The 16,878-nt window shown below is 45.5% G+C and carries 14 protein-coding genes; 8 read left to right on the top strand and 6 right to left on the bottom strand.

Annotated elements, in window-relative coordinates:
• Positions 1–93: 93 nt before the first annotated feature.
• From AKJ31_RS10925 to AKJ31_RS10905, 5 genes are all read right to left on the bottom strand, one after another.
• Positions 94–1,479: an FAD-binding oxidoreductase gene (locus tag AKJ31_RS10925; protein WP_053409133.1), complete on the bottom strand. Its 1,386-nt coding sequence runs from the start codon at positions 1,477–1,479 to the stop codon at positions 94–96.
• A gap of 386 nt (positions 1,480–1,865) precedes the next feature.
• A complete protein-coding gene (locus AKJ31_RS10920; protein WP_053409132.1) occupies positions 1,866–2,729 on the bottom strand; it encodes an AraC family transcriptional regulator in 864 nt (287 codons plus the stop codon).
• A gap of 421 nt (positions 2,730–3,150) precedes the next feature.
• The gene (gene gcvP / locus AKJ31_RS10915; RefSeq protein WP_053409131.1) at positions 3,151–6,015 is read right to left on the bottom strand and encodes an aminomethyl-transferring glycine dehydrogenase; all 2,865 of its coding nucleotides are present in this window, start codon (positions 6,013–6,015) and stop codon (positions 3,151–3,153) included.
• 125 nt (positions 6,016–6,140) lie between these two features.
• Positions 6,141–6,521 (bottom strand): glycine cleavage system protein GcvH, encoded by a 381-nt coding sequence (gene gcvH / locus AKJ31_RS10910; protein ID WP_053409130.1) that lies wholly within the window; start codon positions 6,519–6,521, stop codon positions 6,141–6,143.
• A gap of 36 nt (positions 6,522–6,557) precedes the next feature.
• A complete protein-coding gene (locus AKJ31_RS10905; RefSeq protein WP_053409129.1) occupies positions 6,558–7,853 on the bottom strand; it encodes a serine hydroxymethyltransferase in 1,296 nt (431 codons plus the stop codon).
• Positions 7,854–8,225: 372 nt separating this feature from the next.
• Here AKJ31_RS10905 and AKJ31_RS10900 point away from each other — a divergent pair, with 372 nt between their 5' ends.
• From AKJ31_RS10900 to AKJ31_RS10880, 5 genes are all read left to right on the top strand, one after another.
• The gene (locus AKJ31_RS10900; RefSeq protein ID WP_053409128.1) at positions 8,226–8,849 is read left to right on the top strand and encodes a helix-turn-helix domain-containing protein; all 624 of its coding nucleotides are present in this window, start codon (positions 8,226–8,228) and stop codon (positions 8,847–8,849) included.
• Between the two features lie 259 nt (positions 8,850–9,108).
• Positions 9,109–10,227 (top strand): glycine cleavage system aminomethyltransferase GcvT, encoded by a 1,119-nt coding sequence (gene gcvT, locus AKJ31_RS10895; RefSeq protein ID WP_053409127.1) that lies wholly within the window; start codon positions 9,109–9,111, stop codon positions 10,225–10,227.
• 107 nt (positions 10,228–10,334) lie between these two features.
• Complete coding sequence (locus AKJ31_RS10890) at positions 10,335–11,351, top strand: S1 family peptidase (protein ID WP_053409126.1); 1,017 nt, start codon at positions 10,335–10,337, stop codon at positions 11,349–11,351.
• A 75-nt stretch (positions 11,352–11,426) separates the two neighbouring features.
• A complete protein-coding gene (locus tag AKJ31_RS10885; RefSeq protein WP_053409125.1) occupies positions 11,427–12,452 on the top strand; it encodes a S1 family peptidase in 1,026 nt (341 codons plus the stop codon).
• A 161-nt stretch (positions 12,453–12,613) separates the two neighbouring features.
• The gene (locus AKJ31_RS10880; protein ID WP_053409124.1) at positions 12,614–13,273 is read left to right on the top strand and encodes a LuxR C-terminal-related transcriptional regulator; all 660 of its coding nucleotides are present in this window, start codon (positions 12,614–12,616) and stop codon (positions 13,271–13,273) included.
• 70 nt (positions 13,274–13,343) lie between these two features.
• Here AKJ31_RS10880 and AKJ31_RS10875 read toward each other — a convergent pair whose 3' ends face one another.
• On the bottom strand, positions 13,344–13,607 hold the full coding sequence (locus AKJ31_RS10875) for a DUF3012 domain-containing protein (protein WP_053409123.1): 264 nt from the start codon (positions 13,605–13,607) through the stop codon (positions 13,344–13,346).
• Positions 13,608–13,911: 304 nt separating this feature from the next.
• On the opposite strand from AKJ31_RS10875, the gene rbsD reads away from it, so the two are divergent.
• From rbsD to rbsC, 3 genes are read left to right on the top strand one after another with little or no spacing between them, the layout of a single operon-like run.
• Positions 13,912–14,331, top strand: a complete 420-nt coding sequence (gene rbsD / locus AKJ31_RS10870; protein ID WP_053409122.1) for a D-ribose pyranase — start codon at positions 13,912–13,914, stop codon at positions 14,329–14,331.
• A 23-nt stretch (positions 14,332–14,354) separates the two neighbouring features.
• Positions 14,355–15,860, top strand: coding sequence for a ribose ABC transporter ATP-binding protein RbsA (gene rbsA / locus AKJ31_RS10865; protein ID WP_053409121.1), 1,506 nt, complete (start codon positions 14,355–14,357; stop codon positions 15,858–15,860).
• Entirely contained in the window at positions 15,857–16,840 is a 984-nt protein-coding gene (gene rbsC, locus AKJ31_RS10860; RefSeq protein WP_053409120.1) for a ribose ABC transporter permease, read from the top strand. The genes rbsA and rbsC overlap by 4 nt, the downstream gene beginning before the upstream one ends.
• Positions 16,841–16,878: the final 38 nt, after the last annotated feature.

Below are 16,878 nucleotides of genomic sequence, written 5' to 3'. Positions count from 1 at the left end.
AAAGTGAGAGTGGAGCAAGTATACCATTTTTGCTGAGATGAGATTTGCGCTATGGATGAAAGAAGGGCATCTGCTTGATGCCCTCGATAGTGTCTAAAATGGTTTAATGTTCTGATTCATTCGGAACAAGTTGGTTGGGTCATATTTGTTCTTCAGTTGCTGCAGGCGAGAATACGTTGGCCCGTAGGCTGATTCGGTACGATCCGCTTCATCTTCGGTCAAGAAGTTGATATAAGCACCGCCACTCGCAAACGGTTTGGTCTTTGCGAAGAACTCTCTTGCCCATTCAATGCAACATTCATCTTCTTCTTTGGTCTCCCAACGGCCGTGAACATTAAGTACATAGTTCGCGTCTCTGCTCGAGTATGCCATCGATTCTGGAGCGGGGCGACTAGTCGCACAACCCAGTGATGCGATAAATATTTCGCAGTGTGGGGAAGGGAGCTTTCCAGCGTATTCGATGGCAGCGTCGATCACCTCATCGCTTAAGTGATTAAAGTTGTGTGACTTCCAGTAGTTACGAGCGCCGGGGGTAAGAAGTGGATCAAAAGCTTGCTGCCACTCTACAAAAGGTTGAACTCCGATGTGCTCACCATACGCGGTGCCAAAGTTTCGCAATGGTGCGATTAGCTTTTCACCGTCTTCTGGATTACCGACATAGCAAATTGCAAACGCAACGATTTCTTTGCCATGGACTTCTTCCGCAAGGAATGGAAGAGGAGGCGCTTTACGCGACACCATCCAAACACTGAGCTCGTCAGGCGCATTTTGGGTAAACGTCGCAAATTGTTTGATGATTGATTTGGCTTGATCGTATGGGAATACCATTAGGCCACTTAGCACTTTTGGACCAACAGGATGAAGTTGAAACTCGAATTGCGTTACGATACCAAAGTTACCGCCGCCGCCACGTACTCCCCAAAACAAATCAGTGTTTTCTGATTCACTGGCGCGCAGTTGGCGGCCATCAGCCGTGACGATATTGACCGATAGAAGATTGTCGATAGTCATACCGTACTTTCTACTCAACCAGCCAAAACCGCCGCCAAGTGTTAAGCCAGCGATCCCCGTCGTGGAGTTGATACCGACGGGCGTCGCTAGGCCGAACTTTTGGGTAGCAGCGTCGACATCTCCTAATGTACAACCGGGGTCAACTAAAGCTATTTGTTTGTCGGCATCTACATGGACTTGGTTTAACAAGGATAGATCGATCATGATGCCCCCGTCACAGACGGCGTTCCCAGCGATATTGTGACCGCCTCCGCGTACAGAAACCAACAAGCTATTATCGCGTGCAAAGTTGACGGCGGTGACGACGTCGTCTGCTAACTTACAGCGAGCAATAAGGCCGGGCTTTCGGTCGATCATGGCGTTCCAGATTTGGCGAACATCGTCATAGGAAGGGTCATCAGGTGAAAGGACATCACCTTGGAATTGGTTTTTGAAGCTGTCTATTTTTGATTTATCTAAGCTATTCATTTGAATTGCCTCTCATGTTCCACATGAGGGTTCAGAACATTGAATAGAGCATGCCCAGAATACTCATGCTTAAACATCTACTTACTAAGTATTTAGTCTTACAAAAAACTGCTCCTACAGCTTATTAAGAACAGCGTAAGTTATAAGGTTAGTCGACGACTAGACTGTACGCCTAATGGAGAAAGGTTAATAACTACTAAGTGTTATTAGTCAAAAGTGATGAGATAAACGCTATGTGCTTGTTATTTTCGATTAGGTTATTGATAAGTGGGTATTTAGTTTTTCTTTGCCGATTCCCATTTTTACAGCATAGTTATTCCCCGATCAATCTTGATACAGGTCATAGGAACATCGCTGGTGTATATGTATTTGGCTTTCGAACATAACTAAGTACGTTGTGTCGATTCACGATATACTTTTGGCGTAACTCTTTTATATGCTTTAAATTGGCGGTTGAAATTTGCTTGGTTGTCAAAGCCTACTTTTTCAATTATTAAGCTTACTGGTAAATTTGTGGTCATCAAAAGGTCACAGGCCACATTCAACCTTATCTTCTTCAGATGCTGACTAAAGCTTTCGGTGTAATGCCTTTTAAACATTCTGCGAACACTACTCTCGCTCATATATAAGTGATCTGCTAGCTGCTTTAATGAAATATCTTTATCAAAGTTTTGGCTTAAATAAATGTCTGTTTTTATTATTTTTTCATTTATAGAACTAGGTGTAATCTCCGATGAAGGAGTCATTAGATTGGTTAATTTAGCTGAATCTTTATCTTCAATAAGAAGTGAAATTATTAAAAATAAAATAGCGATCTGCTTCGTGGGAGGAGCGTCTAGAACATCTGATAATAATTGTACGACTGACTCCGCTGTTTTGGGAGAGAACTGTATTCCTTGAGAAGCGTCAAATAACAGGTTTTTAAATGGAAATAGTTCATGGCAATTGTTTATTTGTGATTCTATCCACTCCTTTCGAAACCAAATTACGTGAGTTTCGCAGCAGTCAAAATCGTCCTCTTGGTTAGAATAAATGGCATGTGGTAGCCCAGGTCCAATCAGAACCATATGGTTATGTTTGATATCACTTTGATGGTGGCCGATAAAACAAGTGCCATTAAAGTGACGATGAATAGCGATCTCATACTCATCGTGTCTGTGCCAACCATAATTCTTTGTATCTTCAGTAATTTTTAGATAACGCCATGATGCTCCTATACGTTGAGGAACTCTTTCTAACGTACTTTTCATAAGCTGTCCCCCAAGTATTGGGAAAGTTCAATTAACAGTGACATTAACAGAATACGAACGAATAGTACTACTCTTTGGACGCGAAACATTAATGCGTCGCATACTGTAACCATATAATTTGCTCATGACGTTAAGGAGAGTGATATGAGTAAATTATTGAAGGTGTTAGCAGAACTTGTAATAGAGACTAGAAAGCAATGGATGAGGGAGTTAGTTAGTAACTTTAAACTGTCAGACTCGAATCTATGGAAGTATTATGGGTATAAGTCATTAGATTCTTATCAAGAAGATCTGATAGAAAAGTAAGGATATAAAACCGTATTTTATAGGCATTATACAAGGTATTTGGTTATACCCCCCCTCCCAAATAAAAAGCGAACCACTTGGTTCGCTTTTTTGTTATTTATATGCTCTGCGAAGATTAATCTTCGTAGTTTTCGATGCTTGGGCACGAGCAGATTAGGTTACGGTCGCCGTAAACGTTATCTACGCGGTTTACTGTTGGCCAGTATTTCCAAGACTTGGTTGCTTTCGATGGGAAACAACCTAATTCGCGTGAGTAAGGGCGATCCCACTCTGCTGCTGCAAGATCAACTTGAGTGTGTGGTGCGTTTACTAGAGGGTTGTTCTCTAGCGGCCATTCACCGTTCTTCACTTTCGCCATCTCTTCACGGATAGCGATCATCGCGTCACAGAAGCGATCTAGCTCATCCAAATCTTCTGATTCAGTTGGCTCAACCATTAGCGTGCCAGCAACTGGGAATGACATCGTTGGCGCATGGAAACCGTAGTCCATCAGACGTTTCGCGATGTCTTCTTCGCTGATGCCTGTTTCTTCTTTCAGCGGACGGATATCAACGATACATTCGTGCGCAACGCGGCCATTTTTACCACGGTAAAGAATTGGGTAGTGCGGACGTAGACGCTCCATCACGTAGTTGGCGTTAAGAATCGCTACTTTTGTCGCTTCTTGTAGACCAGTTTCACCCATCATTGCGATGTATGCCCAAGAGATAGGTAGGATTGACGCGCTACCCATATCCGCTGCAGAAACCGCGAAATCTTCGCCTTCTACACCATTTTCTATGTGACCCGGTAGGAAAGGCGCTAGGTGAGATTTAACACCGATAGGACCCATACCTGGACCGCCACCACCGTGTGGGATACAGAAAGTTTTGTGCAAGTTCAGGTGAGAAACGTCAGAACCAATGAAGCCAGGGGACGTTAGAGCTACCTGAGCGTTCATGTTCGCGCCGTCTAGGTAAACCTGACCGCCCGCAGCATGAACCATTTCGCACACTTCTTTCACTTGCTCTTCGTATACACCGTGCGTAGAAGGGTAAGTGATCATGATGCTTGATAGGTTGTCTTTGTGCTTCTCAATTTTCGCTGCTAGGTCAGTCATGTCGATGTTGCCATCTTCATCACATTTAACCACAACCACTTTCATTGACACCATTGATGCCGTTGCAGGGTTGGTGCCGTGCGCAGAGCTTGGAATCAAACATACGTTACGGTGACCTTCGCCACGGCTTTCGTGGTAGCGTTGAATCGCAATAAGACCTGCGTACTCGCCAGATGCGCCAGAGTTTGGCTGTAGAGAGAATTCGTCGTAGCCAGTGATTTCACATAGCTTCTCTTTTAGATCTTTTGCTAGCGCAGAGTAACCAGCCGCTTGCTCTAGAGGAGCGAATGGGTGGATAGAACCAAACTCAGGCCAAGTGATAGGAATCATCTCTGCCGCTGCGTTCAGTTTCATTGTACAACTGCCTAGCGGGATCATACCGTGAGTCAGTGAGAAGTCTTTGTTCTCAAGCTGTTTCAGGTAACGCATCATTTGCGTTTCGCTGTGGTGCGTATTGAATACTGGGTGAGTTAGGAACTCAGAAGTACGACGTAGCGCTTCAGGAATAGCAGCGAACTCGTTGCTTGCAATCTCTGAAGACAGCGCGTTCACGTCTTGCTGTACGCCGAACACAGTGAATAGCGCTTCGATATCACCCGTTGTGGTAGTTTCGTCGAAGCTGATACCTAGCTTGCCGTCTAGCTTACGTAGGTTGATGTCTGCAGCTTGTGCTTTCGCGTAAAGCTCTTCAGTTTTACCTTCTGTGTTGATAGTGATGGTATCGAAGAAGCTGTTGTGTGCTAGCTCGTAACCAGACTTAGTCAGGCCAGCCGCTAGAATCGCAGTCATGTGGTGAGTGCGACGAGCGATAGTGCGTAGACCTTCTGCGCCGTGGAATACCGCGTAGAAAGACGCCATGTTCGCCAGTAGTGCTTGCGCAGTACAGATGTTTGATGTCGCTTTCTCACGACGGATGTGCTGCTCACGTGTTTGCATTGCCATGCGAAGCGCTTGGTTGCCGTTTACATCGATAGACACACCGATTACACGACCTGGCATAGTACGCTTATGCTTATCACGCGTTGCCATGAATGCTGCGTGTGGACCGCCGTAACCCATTGGTACGCCGAAACGCTGAGCAGAACCGATAACCACATCTGCACCCATTTCACCTGCAGGTTTCAGCAGAGTAGAAGCAAGTAGGTCAGTCGCAACCGTCACTAGCGTTTTGTTTGCCTGTGCTTTAGCAATGATGTCGGTTAGATCGCGAACTTCGCCAGTGGTACCTGGGTATTGCACGAGGGCACCAAATACGTCTTGTTCTGGCAGTGATTCTAATGAGCCAACTTGTACGTCAAAGCCAATGAATTTTGCGCGCGTTTTCACGACTTCTAGTGTTTGTGGATGAACATCGTCAGCCACAAAGAATACGTTACTCTTGCTCTTACCAGCACGCTTACATAGTGTCATCGCTTCAGCGGCTGCTGTTGCTTCGTCTAGTAGAGAAGCGTTCGCGATTTCCATACCAGTTAGGTCCATGACCATTTGTTGGTAGTTAAGAAGTGCTTCCAGACGACCTTGAGAGATCTCTGGCTGGTAAGGGGTGTACGCTGTGTACCAACCTGGGTTTTCTAGCACGTTACGTAGAATCACGTTTGGTGTGAAGGTGTTGTAGTATCCCTGGCCGATGAATGTGCGTTTGATTTGGTTTTGGTCAGCGAACTGGCGCATTGCAACCAGCATGTCTGCTTCGCTTTTCGCTTCTGCAAGCGCTAGTGGTTTTTCTAGGCGAATTTGCGCTGGAACCGTTTCTTCGATAAGTGCGTCAAGGTTAGCAACATTGATCGCATCCAACATTTTTTGTTGGTCAGATTTGTTTGGGCCGTTGTGGCGAGCAACGAACTCATTTTGTGTGCTGAGGCTTTGAAGTAATTCAGTCATTGTCCTTTACCTACTCCATCGTTCGGGTAACGGAATCGAATCGTTACTGATAAGGTTAATTATACTTCCGAACATTGAAAAAAAGCTGCCTTCCGAAACGGGGGCAGCTTTCCTAATCTTCCTAATTACTCGTCTTCAATTGAGTTTAGGTATTCTTCTGCGTCTTTTAGGTTGTCTAGTTCAGATGGGTCAGACATCTTAACTTTAACAATCCAGCCGCCTTCGTATGGTTCTTCGTTGATTAGCTCTGGGCTATCTTCCAACTCTTCATTGATTTCTACGATTTCACCGCTGATCGGCGCGTAGATATCTGAAGCTGCTTTTACAGACTCAACAAGAGAGAAGCTATCGCCTGCTTCAATTTCGTCTTCCACTTCCGGTAGGTCAACGAATACTACGTCACCCAGCATTTCTTGCGCATGCTCAGAAATACCGATAGTTACTGTGCCATCACCATTGTCACGTACCCACTCGTGGCTATCTGCAAACTTCAGTGTGTTGTCCATTGCTTAATCTCCAAAAAATAACTTTGATTAAATTGTTTATTGGTAAAGAGGGAAGCGATTACACAGCGTTTTCACTTCTTTGCGAACACGTTGTTCTACTTCTGCGTTACCTTCAGGGTTTTCTACCAACCCATCCAGTACATCGCCAATCCAATTACCGATGAGCTTGAATTCTTCTGCGCCAAAGCCGCGGCTTGTGCCAGCCGGTGTACCCAAACGGATACCCGATGTAATCATAGGCTTCTCTGAATCGAACGGGATGCCATTTTTGTTACATGTGATCCCTGCACGCTCAAGCGCCTCTTCTGCTTTGTTACCTTTCAAACCTTTAGGACGAAGGTCAACCAGCATCAGGTGAGTATCAGTTCCGCCAGTCACAATGTCGCAACCGCGAGTTTGCAATACTTCGGCTAATACTTTTGCGTTATTGATCACCGAATCGATATAAGTTTTGAACTCAGGGCCAAGAGCCTCACCAAATGCAACGGCTTTTGCTGCAATTACATGCATTAGCGGGCCGCCTTGAAGGCCAGGGAATACCGCTGAGTTGATTTTCTTAATGATGTCTTCGTGGTTAGTCAGGATCATACCACCACGAGGACCGCGCAGTGTTTTGTGCGTTGTGGTGGTTACAACGTGTGCGTGTGGTAGCGGGCTAGGGTGAGCACCTGTCGCGATAAGACCTGCGATGTGCGCCATATCAACCATTAGGATTGCATCTACTTCATCTGCGATTTCGCGGAACTTAGCGAAGTCAATCGTGCGAGGAATCGCGCTACCACCTGCGATGATCATTTTTGGTTTGTGCTCTAGGGCAAGAGCGCGAACGTCTTCGTAGTTGATCTCTAGCGTTTCGCGATCAACGCCGTATTGAACCGCGTTAAACCATTTACCTGATAGAGCAGGGCGTGCGCCGTGTGTTAAGTGGCCGCCAGCGTCTAGAGACATACCTAAAATAGTGTCGCCTGGTTGAAGAAGTGCCAGTTTCACCGCGCCGTTTGCTTGAGCGCCAGAGTGAGGTTGAACGTTTGCGTATTCACATTGAAAAAGTTTCTTCGCACGTTCAATAGCAATTGCCTCTACTGTATCAACGTGTTCACAACCACCGTAGTAACGACGACCAGGGTAACCTTCTGCGTATTTATTAGTTAGGCATGTGCCTTGTGCTTGCATTACCGCTTTAGACACAATGTTCTCTGAAGCGATAAGCTCAATTTGTTCGTTTTGACGTGTGAACTCTGCCTGAATGCCGGCAAATACTGAGTCATCTGTCGCAGAAAGGTTAGTAGAGAAAAAATTCTCCAGGCTGTGATTCTGATAAGTGTTGTTCATGGTAGAAGACCTTCCTATCGTGCTAACAAGAGTGTTTTTTGTAGGGGTACAGCTCTTGTCAGTCCTTACTTGTAATTGTTTTCTTTAAGGAGAAAACAACGTGAATTCCATGCCCCAAAACGACGGGGTAAAGCCGAATTTAATTGTTAAAAGCATCAACTCAAAAATTCGGAAACAGCATCTCTTCAACTAACAAGTTGGTAACATAGCCGTTGTTACAACAACAATCAACCAAAAATTTCCTATTGGAAACATGGTTTCTAATTTTGTTACCGAGAGCACGGTTTATTTATTGTTCGATACTTTTTTCTATGATCCGCTTCGTGCACAATGAAAATGGAACAGGAAGTAGCAGTATTATAAGAGGGAAGCATGTCTGAAGACATCTATGACGAGTACCCGTCACTGACTCTAGCGAAAGAGTCGACAGAGCAAAATATAGAGCCTTTGAAACTAGGCCAACGCATCAAGGATATTCGTAGCAAGTTAGGCATTACTCTGGAAGAAGCCAGCCAGCGCACTGGGCTTGCGCGCTCCACACTGAGTAAGATAGAAAACGAGCAGATTTCGCCAACCTTTCAAGCGATGCAAAAATTGGCCGTTGGCTTGCAAATCGATATGCCGCAACTATTTGAACCACCAAGGAAAAAAGCGGCAACAGGTCGTCGAGATATCACCTTGTCAGGACAAGGAAAACCACACCCAACACCCACTTACGAACATGAGCTACTGGCCACTCAACTGTCGAACAAAAAGATGATGCCATTTAAGAGCCGAATCCATGCGCGTGAGTTTGAAGCGTATAGCGATTGGGTACGCCATGATGGCGAAGAGTTTCTGTTGATTTTGTCCGGCTCTGTCCGCTTCTTTTCAGAGTTCTATGAACCGGTAGAACTGCATGAAGGTGACAGTGTTTATTACGATGCCAATATGGGGCATATGTTGGTGTCGACCAGCGAAGAAGATGCGCTCATTTTGTGGGTTACCGCGAAATAATCAGACTTAAATAGAAATTTCCTATAGTGAAAGCAAACGTTTGCTTTTGTGTTTTAGATGAGTACAATAGCGCCACCTTGAGCAATTAATGCCTAAGGTGGCGCTTTCTCTTCTGCACTTTCGATGTGAATTTAATGTTAAATGTCACATTTTGAACTGTTCCCAACTTGTTAATGGTGCAAAACTTCTCCACTCGTGTTTATTATTGGAAACAAGGTTTCCTCGAATGGAAAACGAACCTGATTAAATGGAGACAACAATGACTCAAGATCTACTAAAAACGCCACTTCATGCTTTGCACATTGAAGCGGGTGCGAAAATGGTTCCTTTCGCAGGCTACGATATGCCAGTGCAATACAAGCTTGGCGTAAAGAAAGAGCACTTACACACGCGCGATGCGGCGGGTTTGTTTGATGTATCTCATATGGGGCAGCTACGTCTTCACGGCGCAGATGCAGCCGCATTCCTTGAGTCATTGGTTCCTGTAGACATCATCGATTTGCCGCAAGGCAACCAACGCTATGCTTTCTTTACTAACGAGCAAGGCGGCATCATGGATGACCTAATGGTCGCAAATCTGGGTGAACATCTGTTTGTAGTGGTGAATGCGGCGTGTAAAGAACAAGATATCAACCATCTTAAAACGCACCTACCTGAAGGCGTTGAGCTAGAAGTGATTGAAGATCGCGCACTGCTTGCACTGCAAGGTCCTAAAGCGGTTGAGGTATTGAAGCGCTTTAATGCTGAAGTTGCTGATATGGTGTTTATGGATGTGAAAACGTTAGACATCCTTGGCGTGGAATGCATCGTAAGCCGTAGTGGCTATACTGGCGAAGATGGTTATGAAATTTCAGTACCAAGCTCTCATGCTGAAGAACTAGCACGTAAACTCACTGACGAAGTGGAAGTAGAGTGGATCGGTCTTGGTGCGCGTGACTCACTACGTTTGGAGTGTGGTTTATGTCTGTATGGCCACGATTTAGATACGACCACGACACCTGTTGAGGCAAGCCTACTTTGGGGTATTCAAAAAGTTCGTCGTATTGGTGGCGAGCGCGAAGGTGGTTTCCCAGGTGCAGATATCATCCTTAACCAGATCGAATCTAAAGACGTAACGCGCAAGCGCGTGGGTTTGGTTGGTCAAACTAAAGCTCCAGTTCGTGAAGGCACTGAACTGTTTGACGCAGAAGACAATAAAGTTGGCGTAGTAACCAGTGGTACAGCGGGTCCTAACGCGGGCAAACCAGTATCAATGGCTTATGTACGAGCTGACCTAGCGGCTATCGGTACAGAGTTGTTTGCCGATGTACGTGGTAAGAAGCTTCCAATGACCGTTGAGAAAATGCCTTTCGTACCTCAGCGTTATTACCGCGGTTAATGTAATTCACAATTTTATCATTAATATTTATAAAACCTCTCGACTGAGAGGTTTTTTTGTAGTTATAGTCAGAACTAGTATTAAAGTAGTAGCTAAGAGGCTATAAAATGAGACAGTTCGTACTAGCCTTGGGTTTAGTCACCACCTCCGGTGTAAATGCAGCGGTAGAGGTAACACCTTATATTGTCAATGGAACAGATATTACGGTTGCAACGGAATATCCTTCATTTGCTAGCCTGTTTTATGACAGTATCGACTATAGTGGCTATTACGGCATTGGCCCTTTCTGTGGTGCCACACTCCTTTCGAACCAATACGTCTTGACCGCTGCGCACTGTGTTTACGGTGACAGAGAGCTTCAGTTATTTATGTCCGTGGTGCCTCAACTGCAAAATGAGACAGACTTTCCTCGCTCGATTACTGAGCGTGTGATGGTGAATGAGTATTACTATCCAGATGACTACAACAATACGACGCTTTTTCATGATATTGCCATTTTGAAACTCGCTTCTCCGCTGACTGGAACATATGGTTTTGCGGATCTAGCGGTTAACACTGATGAGTCAAGTTATCGTGTCACGCCCTCGGAGGTTTTCTATGCGGTGGGGCACGGCAATACGCAAACAAATCAAGACGATAGTAATGTGATTCAAAAAACTGAACTCAGCTATGTGTCGAATGCGGATTGCGCGATTTATACCACTGATACATCTGAAAACTTATGTATGACAGGTGCAGACACTAGCGTTTACGACAACGCCGCTTGTCAGGGGGATTCTGGTGGGCCTCTATATTGGCAGGGTAAGCAGGTTGGCATCACCAGTTTTGGGCCCTTAACCTGTGGGGACCCAGATATCACACCAAACTCGATATTTACGGAAGTATCGAGACATGAAAACTGGATTCAATCTGTACTAGCGGGTACCGAGTTACCTAAAGTCGTGGTCAACGATCAGCAACGCGCGGAGTTTTTAGCCAGTGGTGGCGCTGCTACTCTCTCAATCACGAGTACAGAAGATGATAGCTCTAGCCAAAGCAGTTCCGGTGGCGGCGGTGGCTCTTTGGGTGCGCTATCGATGTTGGTATTGGCTCTTCTTGGCTTCAGGCGTAAGCTTCACAGTTAACAAACCGCACAATAACTTCTCTCTTCTTTAAGGACTCGACTATATTTTAAGTCATACAAAAGAGGGAGAAGATCTATGCTTTGGCGGTTGAGCTTCTTTTTGGCACTGCTCTCTTGCGCTTCGGTCAGCGCAGTGGAAGTGAAGCCTTATATTGTAAACGGTAATACAGCGACGGTTAGTGATTATCCATCGTTTGCCAGCTTGTTTTACCGCAACAATAAAGTCTACAGCACGCGCAGTTTCTGTGGCGCTACGATGATTAACAGTCAATATGTGTTGACCGCAGCCCACTGTGTCTATGGTGACGATGATATGATGTTGTACACCGTGGTTGCACCGCAGTTGCAAGACGAAAGCCAATTCCTCTCAAATGAACAGGCTCGCGCAGCCGAATTCTACTACCCAGATACGTTCATCAATTCTTCCGTTGAGTTATGGCCAGACGATATTGCTATCATCAAGCTGGAAAGTGCGCTCTCTACTGGTAACTTAAGGTCTCTTCTCAATAGCTCGCTCAACAACAGTTATCCGCCCAACTCCGAATTTCGAGCCGTAGGTCATGGTTACATAGAAGATGATGTTCGAGGAGGCACTGAGCTACTGGAAACGGAGATGGATTACGTGCCGATCGCACAATGTCGGTTTGAAATCGGCACTAAAATTACCAGTAAACAGCTTTGCTTTGGTGGCGAGACCATCAATGGTTTACAGAACTCAACCTGTACCGGTGATTCAGGGGGGCCAATCTATTATTTTGATGGTATGCAATATGTGCAGGTCGGCATTACCAGTTTCGGTCCGGCGTCGTGTGGTGACCCAAATTACAGTGTGAGCTCGATCTACACCGATGTGTACGACTATCAGGCATGGATAACCAAAGTACTGAATGGGGAGGTCGAACCTAAAGCATACGTTGAAGTACGCAATGGTGTACGTGTACTGATTAACAACGACCCTGGAGGCGCCGATCCAGATACCGTAAGCACTATCTTTAGCCGCAGCGGTGGCGGAGCGTTATCTTTCATCAGCGCCATTAGTTTATTTGTGATATTGATGCTTCGGAACGCGCTATTGATAGTTATATATAGGACTAAACTTTAATATTACCTTTTCTCAAACTTAAGAACTATTTAATAATCATTTGAATAATAAGTGTTTTTCGCTGATTTTTCACCAGTTTGAGTACGAGTGATATTGACTAGATAATAATAAAAGTTAGATAGTCTAGGGAGACCGAGTAACCGAGCTGGAGATTGACGATTATGGAAAATACCTATCGAATCACCCTTTTATCGGATGTGAATATGCAGTCGAACCTATTTAAGGATTCACTGGAAAGGGGGCTACAGCTCAAAGTTGATCTTTTAACTCTAGAGCAGCTCAGTGAATCTAATAATGAACATAGTCTCGGCGACGTTGTACTATTCGACTTTCAATATCTTGATGATGAAAAACTAAGCCAATATAGCCAAGCGCGCGCGAATTACGAGCAACCGGCAAAGGAGATCGTAATTAACTGCCCAAAGGATGTCGCTTCAAATCGACTATTCCGATGGCATAACTTAGCGGGCGTTTTCTATGTCGATGATGATATCGACCTTCTGTTGAGAGGAATGGCAAAAATTATGGATGGTGAGATGTGGTTGTCACGTAAAGTGGCGCAGGACTACATCGAGTACTTCCGCTGTGCAAATACGGTGACGACTTCTCAAGCGTACGCCAATCTGACTAAACGAGAGAAAGAGATCATGCGTCTGCTTGGCCATGGTGCTTCAAACTTGCAGATCGCTGATAAGCTATACGTAAGTGAAAACACGGTAAAAACACACTTGCACAATATCTTTAAAAAGATTAACGCCAAGAACCGTTTGCAAGCGCTACTGTGGGCAAACAACAATATTTCACTTGAAGAAAGAGCTTAACTGCTTAGCTAAGGTAATAAAAAAGCTGCCAATTGGCAGCTTTTTCTAGTTTATAAGCATTGGTTTACGACTAAAGAATGCAGTATTTAGCGTAGCTGGTCGCGTCATTAGTTGACCAATCTGCTTTCGGTTTGTTCTCTAACTGTTCACACCAAGCTTGGCTGCCAACGGCATCAAGCAAAACACAATGTTTGGCGTAATCCACCGCACCTTGTGCATTCCATTCTGTCTTTGGCGTACTGTCCATTTCATCACACCAAGATTGAGTGCCAACTTCTTCTTCACACGCGCTTAAAGTCACTAGCGCAAACAACATAAATGCAATTTTTTTCATGCTTTGTTCCTGAACCTAATTGGCGACACTATACCTAAATTTTATCAATTGGTGTGTTTGCTGCAGGTAAAATTGACAATTTCTCGCGATCTTTAAACATCAAATTAGTGAATAAAATCACTTTTTGAAGCGGTTTTTGGTTACTTAAAAGATCCATTTCACACAATTACTCGTCCCTTCTCGCAAAATTACAGATAGCTATTAAGATTTCATCGAAACGTTTCGATGGGTTTTCTGTCAATACGAAAATGGCAGATATTGAAAGCTCTTGTTTGTCTAAACGTGAATGACATAGGTCGATGAGATGAAAAAAAGTACCCTGATTAACTCTGAACTTTCTTACTTAGTTGCCACGCTAGGACACACCGATGAAGTCACTATTTGTGACGCAGGATTACCCATCCCTCCATCGGTGCAGCGCATAGATCTTGCACTGACTCATGGAGTGCCAAGCTTTTTGCAAACCGTGCGTGTTTGGCTGAGTGAATCTCAAGTTGAAGGCGTGATCATGGCTGAAGAGTTTGCTTCCGTCAGTCCACAGCTGCATGAGGCACTGTTGGCAGAACTTGCTAGTGAGCAAGAGAAAACAGGCAAAACCATCGCCATTTCTTATCTCTCTCATGAAGAATTCAAATCTCGCTCTCAGCAGAGCCGAGCCGTCGTTCGTACTGGTGAATGCACCCCATACGCGAATGTGATTTTTCAAGCTGGTGTGGTGTTTTAAACCATACAAATTAAGGATTGAATATGACTCAAGCCATCTTACAACTAAGCGAGATTGAGAAAGCATTCCCAGGTGTGAAGGCGTTGGACAAAGCCAGCCTTAACGTGTACCCAGGTCGAGTGATGGCGCTTATGGGTGAGAATGGCGCTGGTAAATCTACCTTGATGAAAGTGCTGACTGGCATCTACAGCAAAGATGCGGGTTCGATTCACTACCAAGGCAGCCCAGCGGCATTTAAAGGCCCGCGAGATTCTCAGCAAGCGGGTATCAGCATCATCCACCAAGAGCTTAACCTGATCCCAGAGCTAACCATTGCGGAAAACATTTTCCTCGGCCGAGAGTTTACCGGCGCGATGGGACGTATTCAGTGGGACAAAATGTACGTTGAAGCCGACAAACTGCTGGCGCGCTTGAACGTCAAGCATAGCTCGAAGACGTTATTGGGCGACTTGAGTTTAGGCGAGCAGCAAATGGTGGAAATCGCCAAAGCACTATCGTTTGAATCGAAAGTCATCATTATGGATGAGCCGACCGATGCGTTGACCGATACCGAAACTGAATCGCTGTTTAGCGTGATCAACGAATTGCGCGACCAAGGCTGCGGCATTGTGTACATCTCGCACCGCCTGAAAGAAATCTTCCAGATTTGTGATGACATTACCGTGTTGCGTGATGGCAAATTTATCGGTGAATGCAAAGTTTCTGATACCGATGAAGACGGCCTGATTGAAATGATGGTCGGCCGTAAACTCGACGAACAATACCCACGTATCGACGTGCGTCACGGCGAAACTTGTCTTGAGGTGATTGGCCTGACAGGGTCGGGTGTGAAAGACGTCAGCTTTACCCTCAAACGCGGTGAGATTCTGGGTATTTCAGGCTTGATGGGCGCGGGGCGAACCGAGTTGATGAAAGTGATTTATGGCGCGTTACCAAGTGAGCGCGGCGTGATCAACCTAGACCACAAAACCATTAATCCTGTTAGTCCGCAAGACGGCTTGGCCAATGGTATTGCTTACATCTCAGAAGACCGTAAAGGTGACGGTTTAGTGTTGGGTCTGTCGGTAAAAGAAAACATGTCGCTGTGTGCGCTGGATAAGCTAACCAAAGGTGGTCGTATCCAACACAACGAAGAAGTGATTGCCGTTGAAGACTTTATCAAACTCTTCAACATCAAGACGCCAACCCGCGATCAAATTATTGGCAACTTGTCTGGTGGTAACCAGCAGAAGGTTGCGATCGCTAAAGGGTTAATGACCAAACCTAAAGTTCTCATTCTGGACGAGCCAACACGTGGTGTTGACGTTGGCGCCAAGAAAGAGATCTACCAACTAATTAATAAATTCAAAGCTGATGGGATGAGCATCATCCTCGTCTCTTCCGAAATGCCTGAAGTATTAGGCATGAGCGACCGCATTCTGGTGATGCACGAAGGTCGTATCAGCGGTGAATTTGATGCAAAAGATGCCGATCAGGAAAAACTACTGGCCTGTGCCGTTGGCAAAAATATTAACGAGGAAGCAGCATGAGTACTAACACGATGAGCAAACCAAATGAAACTGGCAGCAAGAAGCTGTTCAGCAAAGAATGGCTGATTGAACAAAAATCGCTGATTGCATTACTGTTCTTGATTGTTGTGGTCTCTTTCCTCAATCCGAACTTCTTTACCGTCGACAACATTCTCAACATTCTGCGTCAAACCTCTGTGAATGCGATTATTGCGGTAGGTATGACGTTGGTTATCTTAACTGCTGGGATTGATTTGAGTGTCGGCTCCGTACTCGCGCTGTGTGGTGCTTTTGCCGCGAGCTTGATTGCGATGGAAGTTCCGGTACTGATTGCTGTACCGACCGCTTTGCTAGCTGGTGCAGCGCTAGGTGCGATAAGTGGCATTATTATCGCCAAAGGTAAAGTTCAGGCGTTCATTGCAACGCTAGTCACGATGACGCTTCTACGTGGTGTGACTATGGTGTACACCGAAGGTCGTCCAATCTCGACAGGCTTTACCGATACTGCTGACGCTTTTGCGTGGTTCGGCACTGGCTACGCGCTGGGTATCCCTGTTCCAGTTTGGATCATGGTGGTGGTGTTTGCTGCTGCTTGGTATCTGCTTAACCACACGCGTTTTGGCCGCTACGTTTACGCGCTAGGTGGTAACGAATCAGCGACTCGCCTATCGGGTATCAATGTTGACCGTGTGAAGATTGGTGTGTACGCCATCTGTGGTCTGCTTGCAGCTCTAGCAGGCATCATTATTACCTCACGTCTTTCATCTGCGCAGCCAACCGCAGGTATGGGTTACGAGCTGGATGCGATTGCCGCAGTGGTACTCGGTGGTACCAGCTTAATGGGTGGTAAAGGGCGCATCATGGGCACGCTGATTGGTGCGCTGATCATTGGCTTCCTCAACAACGCTCTAAACCTACTCGACGTATCTTCTTACTACCAAATGATTGCGAAAGCGGTCGTTATCCTACTGGCAGTATTGGTAGACAACAAAAACAAGTGATTCATAACAGGCTCGGAGGAAAGGACTTCGAGCCACCC

Source organism: Vibrio hepatarius, from assembly GCF_001274785.1.
GTDB lineage: Bacteria > Pseudomonadota > Gammaproteobacteria > Enterobacterales > Vibrionaceae > Vibrio > Vibrio hepatarius.
The sequence above is the reverse complement of the archived record's forward strand: the minus strand, read 5'-3'. Positions and strand labels throughout refer to the sequence as shown.

Bases quoted from the DNA above. Each gene is read 5' to 3' on its own strand.
- AKJ31_RS10905 (WP_053409129.1), bottom strand. From the start codon at position 7,853: ATGAACAACACTTATCAGAATCACAGCCTGGAGAATTTTTTCTCTACT.
- AKJ31_RS10920 (WP_053409132.1), bottom strand. From the start codon at position 2,729: ATGAAAAGTACGTTAGAAAGAGTTCCTCAACGTATAGGAGCATCATGG.
- AKJ31_RS10900 (WP_053409128.1), top strand. From the start codon at position 8,226: ATGTCTGAAGACATCTATGACGAGTACCCGTCACTGACTCTAGCGAAA.
- gcvT (WP_053409127.1), top strand. From the start codon at position 9,109: ATGACTCAAGATCTACTAAAAACGCCACTTCATGCTTTGCACATTGAA.
- AKJ31_RS10885 (WP_053409125.1), top strand. From the start codon at position 11,427: ATGCTTTGGCGGTTGAGCTTCTTTTTGGCACTGCTCTCTTGCGCTTCG.
- AKJ31_RS10875 (WP_053409123.1), bottom strand. From the start codon at position 13,607: ATGAAAAAAATTGCATTTATGTTGTTTGCGCTAGTGACTTTAAGCGCG.
- rbsC (WP_053409120.1), top strand. From the start codon at position 15,857: ATGAGTACTAACACGATGAGCAAACCAAATGAAACTGGCAGCAAGAAG.
- AKJ31_RS10925 (WP_053409133.1), bottom strand. From the start codon at position 1,479: ATGAATAGCTTAGATAAATCAAAAATAGACAGCTTCAAAAACCAATTC.
- rbsA (WP_053409121.1), top strand. From the start codon at position 14,355: ATGACTCAAGCCATCTTACAACTAAGCGAGATTGAGAAAGCATTCCCA.
- AKJ31_RS10890 (WP_053409126.1), top strand. From the start codon at position 10,335: ATGAGACAGTTCGTACTAGCCTTGGGTTTAGTCACCACCTCCGGTGTA.
- gcvH (WP_053409130.1), bottom strand. From the start codon at position 6,521: ATGGACAACACACTGAAGTTTGCAGATAGCCACGAGTGGGTACGTGAC.
- AKJ31_RS10880 (WP_053409124.1), top strand. From the start codon at position 12,614: ATGGAAAATACCTATCGAATCACCCTTTTATCGGATGTGAATATGCAG.
- gcvP (WP_053409131.1), bottom strand. From the start codon at position 6,015: ATGACTGAATTACTTCAAAGCCTCAGCACACAAAATGAGTTCGTTGCT.
- rbsD (WP_053409122.1), top strand. From the start codon at position 13,912: ATGAAAAAAAGTACCCTGATTAACTCTGAACTTTCTTACTTAGTTGCC.